This window comes from Mesorhizobium sp. LMG 17147, assembly GCF_024297145.1.
GTDB lineage: Bacteria > Pseudomonadota > Alphaproteobacteria > Rhizobiales > Rhizobiaceae > Mesorhizobium.
Genome location: NZ_JANCTC010000022.1, coordinates 64101 through 70651, shown reverse-complemented (window position 1 = coordinate 70651; position 6551 = coordinate 64101). Strand labels below are relative to the sequence as shown.

At 62.3% G+C, this 6551-nt stretch carries 7 protein-coding genes; all 7 read left to right on the top strand.

From position 1 onward, the window contains the following. Nucleotides 1-392: 392 nt before the first annotated feature. Nucleotides 393-884, top strand: a complete 492-nt coding sequence (rpsF, locus tag NMG46_RS25920; RefSeq protein ID WP_254820244.1) for a 30S ribosomal protein S6 — start codon at nucleotides 393-395, stop codon at nucleotides 882-884. Further along, complete coding sequence (gene rpsR / locus NMG46_RS25915; RefSeq protein WP_006203718.1) at nucleotides 884-1132, top strand: 30S ribosomal protein S18; 249 nt, start codon at nucleotides 884-886, stop codon at nucleotides 1130-1132. Before rpsF ends, rpsR begins: the two co-directional genes overlap by 1 nt. 214 nt (nucleotides 1133-1346) lie before the next feature. Beyond that, nucleotides 1347-1931, top strand: a complete 585-nt coding sequence (gene rplI, locus NMG46_RS25910; protein WP_254820243.1) for a 50S ribosomal protein L9 — start codon at nucleotides 1347-1349, stop codon at nucleotides 1929-1931. A 153-nt stretch (nucleotides 1932-2084) separates the two neighbouring features. Beyond that, nucleotides 2085-3374, top strand: coding sequence for a cyclopropane-fatty-acyl-phospholipid synthase family protein (locus NMG46_RS25905; protein WP_254820242.1), 1290 nt, complete (start codon nucleotides 2085-2087; stop codon nucleotides 3372-3374). A gap of 82 nt (nucleotides 3375-3456) precedes the next feature. Continuing rightward, nucleotides 3457-3780, top strand: coding sequence for a YnfA family protein (locus NMG46_RS25900; RefSeq protein WP_254820241.1), 324 nt, complete (start codon nucleotides 3457-3459; stop codon nucleotides 3778-3780). A gap of 3 nt (nucleotides 3781-3783) precedes the next feature. Next, the gene (locus NMG46_RS25895) at nucleotides 3784-4752 is read left to right on the top strand and encodes a small ribosomal subunit Rsm22 family protein (RefSeq protein WP_254820240.1); all 969 of its coding nucleotides are present in this window, start codon (nucleotides 3784-3786) and stop codon (nucleotides 4750-4752) included. Between the two features lie 207 nt (nucleotides 4753-4959). Next, complete coding sequence (locus NMG46_RS25890; protein ID WP_023677714.1) at nucleotides 4960-6450, top strand: replicative DNA helicase; 1491 nt, start codon at nucleotides 4960-4962, stop codon at nucleotides 6448-6450. Nucleotides 6451-6551 lie beyond the last annotated feature (101 nt).

Below are 6551 nucleotides of genomic sequence, written 5' to 3'. Positions count from 1 at the left end.
CGAAACTTCTGCATTCTCCGGCCCTGTAGCCATGCCGTCCGTCTCATCCCCAGCCTCCCTTTGGCTGGCGATAAAACCGGACAACTCATGTGCTACCTAATCCGGACAACTCATCTGCTTACGACACGTCGGCCGTTTGCCCTTGCCTTGCGGCCAAATTCCTGTATAGACGCCCGCAATCTGCCGGTCCTTGCTGGGGGCTGAACGGAGGGCCGGAGGTTTTTCGAAACCTTCGTGTGAAGCCGGAAGCGCTTCCGCCTCCCGTGTCTCCGCTCTCGACCGTCTCGTCATGCTCCTTTCTTCCCCGCCTTCGCAAGGATTGCGGGTCAGAGAAGTTGCAGAGGCTTTTGCCGCCGGGAACCGGGAGAGAAACGAAGAAAGGCACGAACACTATGGCTCTATACGAACATGTGTTTCTTGCTCGGCAGGACCTCTCGCAGCAGCAGGTCGATGCGCTTGTCGAACAGTACAAGGGCGTCATCACCGCGAATGGCGGGTCCGTCGGCCGGGTCGAGAACTGGGGACTGAAGTCCCTCACCTACCGGGTCAACAAGAACCGGAAGGCATATTATACACTCATGGACATCACCTGCCCGCCGGCCGCGCTCAACGAAATGGAGCGCCAGATGGGTCTGTCCGAGGACGTACTGCGTTTCCTGACCATCAAGGTCGATGCGCATGAGGAAGGTCCGTCGGCAATGATGCAGAAGCGCGAAGAGCGCTCGGAACGCGGCGGCTTCGGCGACCGCGACCGTGGCCCGCGCTCATTCGGCGACCGCGATCGCGGTGACCGTGGTGATCGTCCGCCGCGCAGCTTCGGCGATGGCGGTGCCGATCGTGGCCCGCGCCGTCCGCGCGAAGGCTTTGAAGGAGCGGCAGAATAATGGTCGACATCAATCAGATCCCAACCCGGCGCCCCTTCCACCGCCGCCGCAAGACTTGCCCGTTCTCTGGCGCCAACGCGCCGAAGATCGACTACAAGGACGTGCGGCTTCTGCAGCGCTACATCTCCGAGCGCGGCAAGATCGTGCCATCGCGCATCACCGCCGTCAGCCAGAAGAAGCAGCGCGAACTCGCCAAGGCGATCAAGCGTGCCCGCTTCCTCGGCCTGCTGCCCTACGTGGTCCGCTAAATCTACGCGGGCGGTTCGCCGCCCGCTTTTTGTCACCGGCCACGACGGGCGTAGCCGGATCGAACACCAAATCCCGGGTTGGATTTCGACAAGAGATCCTAACTGCCGCGACAGGCAGGACAGCGACACAGGCGGCGACGCCCCAGCTTCCTGACCTGTTCCAGAGAACTCGGCGCCGATCCTGAGGATAGCGCCCAAGCGAAGGAACAAAACCATGGAAGTCATTCTTCTCGAACGCGTTTCCCGCCTCGGCCAGATGGGCGACACTGTCAAGGTCAAGGACGGATTCGCCCGCAATTTCCTGTTGCCGCAGGGCAAGGCGCTGCGCGCCAACGAAGCTAACAAGAAGAAGTTCGAGGGACAGCGGGCGCAACTGGAAGCCCGCAACCTGGAGCGCAAGTCCGAGGCCGCGCAGATTGCAGAAAAGCTCGACGGCAAGAGCTTCATCGCCGTGCGCTCGGCCGGCGAGACCGGTCAGCTTTATGGTTCGGTCTCGACACGCGACATCGCCGAGCTGGTGACGGCGGAAGGTTTTTCGGTCAACCGCAACCAGATCCTGCTCAATCAGCCGATCAAGACCATTGGCGTCACCAATGTGGCGATCGCGCTGCATCCGGAGGTCGAGGTTACCATCACGCTCAACATTGCCCGCACGGCCGACGAAGCCGAGCGCCAGGCCAAGGGCGAAACGCTGACCACCGCCGAAGCCATCTACGGCGAGGACATCAACGATAATGCGCGGCCGGAAAACTTCTTCGATCCGAATGCGGAGTTCGAGGGCGGCGAAGACAACGGCTGATCCTCATTCGTCGGCATTCGCCGGCTAATCGCTATTCTGGACCAATGCCCGGGCCTCGTACCCGGGCATTTTTATGCCAAATGGAACTTTTCGAACCCCTATATCTTGATGCAGAATAAGACAGCCTGTCTGACCGAGAGGGGACAATTGGTCATGAATATTCTGCTGAAACGCATTCTCGACCGCCTGGTCCGCACAGGCAATCTCAAGGTAGCAGGGCCGCAAGGCTCGATGGTGACTTTCGGTGACGGCAGCGGTGAACCGGTGCACATGCACATCAAGACCAGGCATGCCGAGCGCGCCATCACTTTCGATCCGATGCTGGCGGTGCCGGAAGCCTACATGGACGGTGAACTCGACATTCTCGAGGGCGGCGTGCTGGGGGTGATGCGGATTGCCTTCCAGAACATGGGCAGCGGTGGTATCGATGCCACCTGGTCGAAGGCGATCGAAGGTCTGCGCCACGCCTTCCGGCGCCTGCAGCAGATCAACACGGCGTCGCGGGCGCGCCGCAACGTGCAGCGCCATTACGATCTGTCGGGCGACCTCTACCGCCTCTTCCTCGATGAGGACATGCAATATTCCTGCGCTTATTTCGAGCAGCCGGATATGACCCTCGACGAGGCACAAGCGGCCAAGAAGCGCCATATTGCCGCCAAGCTCAGGCTGAAGGCCGGCCAGACGGTGCTCGATATCGGCTCCGGCTGGGGTGGGCTTGGCCTTTATCTCGCCAAGGCGTTCGACGTCGACGTACAGGGCGTGACGCTGTCGACCGAGCAGCACGGCGTCGCCACCGACCGCGCCCATGCGCAAGGCCTGCAAAACCGGGTTCATTTCGACATCAAGGACTATCGCGAACTCAATGAACGTTTCGATCGCATCGTCTCGGTCGGCATGTTCGAGCATGTCGGCGTCAATCATTTCCGAACCTTCTTCGACAAGTCGGCGACGCTGCTGAAGCCGGACGGCGTCATGCTGCTGCATACGATCGGCCGCTCCGGCGTGCCGTGGGCGACCAGCGCCTTCATCCGCAAATACATCTTCCCGGGCGGCTATATTCCGTCGCTCTCCGAAGTGATGCCGGCCATCGAAAAATCGGGGCTCGTCGTCACCGACATCGAGGTTCTGCGGCTGCATTATGCCGAGACGCTGAAGCATTGGGGCGAACGCTTCGCCGCCAACCGCGACAAGGCCAAGGCGATTTATGACGAGCGGTTCTGCCGTATGTGGGAGTTCTATCTTGCCGCCTCGGAAGCTGCCTTCCGCTGGCAGGATCTGGTGATCTTCCAGATCCAGATCGCCAAGAAGAACGACACGCTGCCGATGACGCGCGACTACATGGCCAATTGTGAGAAGGCGCTGGAGATGCGCGATCTTGGACGTCGTGAAAAGGCTCCGGCGGCCAAGCCCGCTCGCCGCCGCAAAATGGTGGATCCGGAGTAGACGGCCGGCGATCGCGCCATTGCCGCTTGCCATTTGCCGATTGGCACGCTGAAAAGGCTCCCGTCAACGCGGGACCTTTTTTATGACCTACCTCCTCTACGTCGCTGCCGCACTTGCCGAGATCGCCGGCTGCTTTTCGTTCTGGGCATGGTGGCGGCTGGAAAAATCGCCGCTGTGGTTGGCGCCCGGTCTCGTCTCGCTGGTGCTATTCGCGTGGCTGCTGGCGCTGGTCGACACCAGCGCGGCGGGACGGGCCTACGCCGCCTATGGCGGCATCTACATTGCCGCCTCGCTGGCCTGGCTGTGGCTGGCAGAAGGCGTGCACCCCGACCCCTGGGATCTTGCCGGTGCCGCGATCTGCATCGTTGGCGCCTCGGTCATTCTGCTCTCACCTCGGACTGTCTAAGCGATGGAACTGCCCGTCCCGCTTAGACAAGGCGTCGACCGCCTTCTCGAACAGGTGCCGTTGCCGATGCTTAAGCAAGCGGCAAAGACGCTGTCGGACCGCTATCGCGCAGAGTTGCGCGACGGTCGCCTGCACATGGCCGAAGACATGGCGGTGAAGGCCTATCTGGCAACGCGGCTGCCGGCGACCTATGCTGCCGTCCGCACCAGCCTCGACGCGGTAAGCGAGGCGCGGCCCGATTATGCTCCGAGAACCCTGCTCGATGTCGGCGCCGGCCCTGGCACGGTGCTTTGGGCCACAATCAATCTCTGGCCGGATCTCCAACAGGCGGTGCTGCTCGAGGCCGGCGCCGCCGTGCGAAGGGTCGGCGAAGCACTTGCCGCGGATGCGATCACGGCCAGGACCGCCTGGCGGACCGGCGACGTCACTGTCGACCTGGTCGATCTGGAGCCGGCCGAGCTGGTGACTTCAGCCTATGTGCTGGATGAGATCGCGCCGGCATCGCTGGCAACACTCGTCGACCGGCTCTGGCAGCTGACCGCCGACACGCTGCTGGTGGTCGAGCCGGGCACGCCGGCCGGCTGGCAGCGTATTCTTGCCGTGCGGCGGCAGCTGATCGATACGGGGGCGCACGTGCTTGCGCCCTGCCCGCATGAGGCGCCCTGCCCGCTCGTCGCTCCCGACTGGTGCCATTTCGCCCGCCGCGTAGCCCGCTCGCGCCTGCACCGTCTGGCCAAGGATGCCGAGGTGCCGTGGGAGGACGAGAAATTCATCTTTGTCGCGGCTTCCCGCCATCCGGCCGCTCTGCCTCGAGCGCGAGTGATCGCACCGCCGAAGTCGGGCTCCGGCAAGGTCTTGCTGAAGCTTTGCCAACACGATGGGAGTGCTGCCGAGCGACTGTTCACCAAGCGCGATGGCGAGACGTTCAAGGCCGCACGGCGACTGGACTGGGGTGATGCCTTGCCGGAATGACCGGCAGCTATTTTCCTGTTTTGTTCTCGCCCAAGAACGGCTAAGCTCGCCATCTTGATTCGAGTCAATTGAGATTCTTTCCACCGAAAGAACCTGGCTGTGAATCGCGGGCATCAAAGTTGGTTGGTTGGGGACTGATGCAGATAAGTCATCACCGACTTGTCTCGTTCTGATATCGAGAGACCGGGGATCAGGACCGGGGACATCATGGCAGAGGCAGCACGAAAATTCGGCGTGGCGGAAACACCGCTCTATCGCGAGGCGCCGAACAACATCGAGGCCGAGCAGGCGCTGCTCGGCGCCATACTGGTCAACAACGATGCCTTCTACCGCGTCTCCGACTTCCTGAAGCCCGGCCATTTCTACGAGCCGCTGCATAGAAAGATCTTCGAGGTCGCGGCTGAGCTCATCCGCATGGGCAAGATCGCGACGCCAATCACGCTGAAGACCTTCCTGCCGGCCGACGAGAAGGTCGGCGACATGACGGTGGCGCAATATGTCGTGCGGTTGGCGGTCGAGGCCGTCACGGTCGTCAACGCCACCGACTATGGCCGCGCCATCTACGATCTGGCCACGCGGCGCGCGCTGATCACCGTCGGCGAGGACATGGTCAACATCGCCTATGACGCGCCGGTCGACATGTCGCCCTCCGACCAGATCGAGGATGCCGAGCGGCGCCTGTTCGAGTTGGCCGAGACCGGCCGCTATGATGGCGGCTTCGAGAGCTTCACCGACGCCGTCAAGACCGCCGTCGACATGGCCAATGCCGCCTATATGCGCGACGGGCATCTGTCGGGCGTCGCCACCGGCTTGCGCGACCTCGACCGCCGCATGGGCGGCCTGCAGTCGTCCGACCTGATCATCATTGCGGGGCGCCCCGGCATGGGCAAGACCTCGCTCGCCACCAATATCGCCTTCAATATCGCCGAGGCCTACGTCCCGGCGCAGCAGGCCGACGGCTCGTTCAAAGCGGCCAACGGCGGTGTCGTCGGCTTCTTTTCGCTCGAAATGTCGTCCGAACAGCTGGCCACCCGCATCATTTCCGAACAGACCGAAATCCCGTCGTCGAAAATCCGGCGCGGCGAGATCAGCGAGATGGATTTCGAAAAGCTCGTCGCCTGCTCGCAGACGATGCAGAAAATCCCGCTGTTCATCGACCAGACCGGCGGCATTTCCATTGCTCAGCTGTCTGCCCGGGCACGTCGCCTGAAGCGCCAGCGCGGCCTCGACGTCATCGTCATCGACTATATCCAGCTGATGCAGGGGTCGAGCGCGAAATCATCGCAAAACCGCGTCCAGGAGATCACCGAGATCACCACCGGGCTCAAGGCGCTAGCCAAGGAGCTGGCGGTGCCGATCATTGCGCTGTCGCAGCTGTCGCGCCAGGTCGAGAGCCGCGACGACAAGCGCCCGCAGCTTTCGGATCTGCGCGAATCGGGCTCCATCGAACAGGACGCCGACGTGGTGCTGTTCGTCTACCGCGAGGAATATTATCTGAAGAACCGTGAGCCGAAGCCAGGCACCGACGAATACATCAAGTGGGAACACGAGATGAACGAGATGCGCGGCAAGGCCGAGGTCATCGTCGCCAAGCAGCGCCACGGCCCAACGGGGTCGGTCAGCCTCGCCTTCCAGGGCGAATTCACCCGCTTCTCGGATCTCGCCGAGGAACATCATTTGCCGGATCGGTTTGAGTAAGCGATTGGCCGACATAACAACAAGAATGCGGGAGTACGGCATTCCTTCGCGCCCCCCTCTGTCCTGCCGGACATCTCCCTCACAAGGGGGGAGATTGGCTG

What these genes read in the sequence shown, in the direction of transcription:
- rplI (WP_254820243.1), top strand. Translation starts at nt 1,347, where the DNA reads ATGGAAGTCATTCTTCTCGAACGCGTTTCCCGCCTCGGCCAGATGGGC.
- NMG46_RS25900 (WP_254820241.1), top strand. Translation starts at nt 3,457, where the DNA reads ATGACCTACCTCCTCTACGTCGCTGCCGCACTTGCCGAGATCGCCGGC.
- NMG46_RS25895 (WP_254820240.1), top strand. Translation starts at nt 3,784, where the DNA reads ATGGAACTGCCCGTCCCGCTTAGACAAGGCGTCGACCGCCTTCTCGAA.
- rpsR (WP_006203718.1), top strand. Translation starts at nt 884, where the DNA reads ATGGTCGACATCAATCAGATCCCAACCCGGCGCCCCTTCCACCGCCGC.
- NMG46_RS25905 (WP_254820242.1), top strand. Translation starts at nt 2,085, where the DNA reads ATGAATATTCTGCTGAAACGCATTCTCGACCGCCTGGTCCGCACAGGC.
- rpsF (WP_254820244.1), top strand. Translation starts at nt 393, where the DNA reads ATGGCTCTATACGAACATGTGTTTCTTGCTCGGCAGGACCTCTCGCAG.
- NMG46_RS25890 (WP_023677714.1), top strand. Translation starts at nt 4,960, where the DNA reads ATGGCAGAGGCAGCACGAAAATTCGGCGTGGCGGAAACACCGCTCTAT.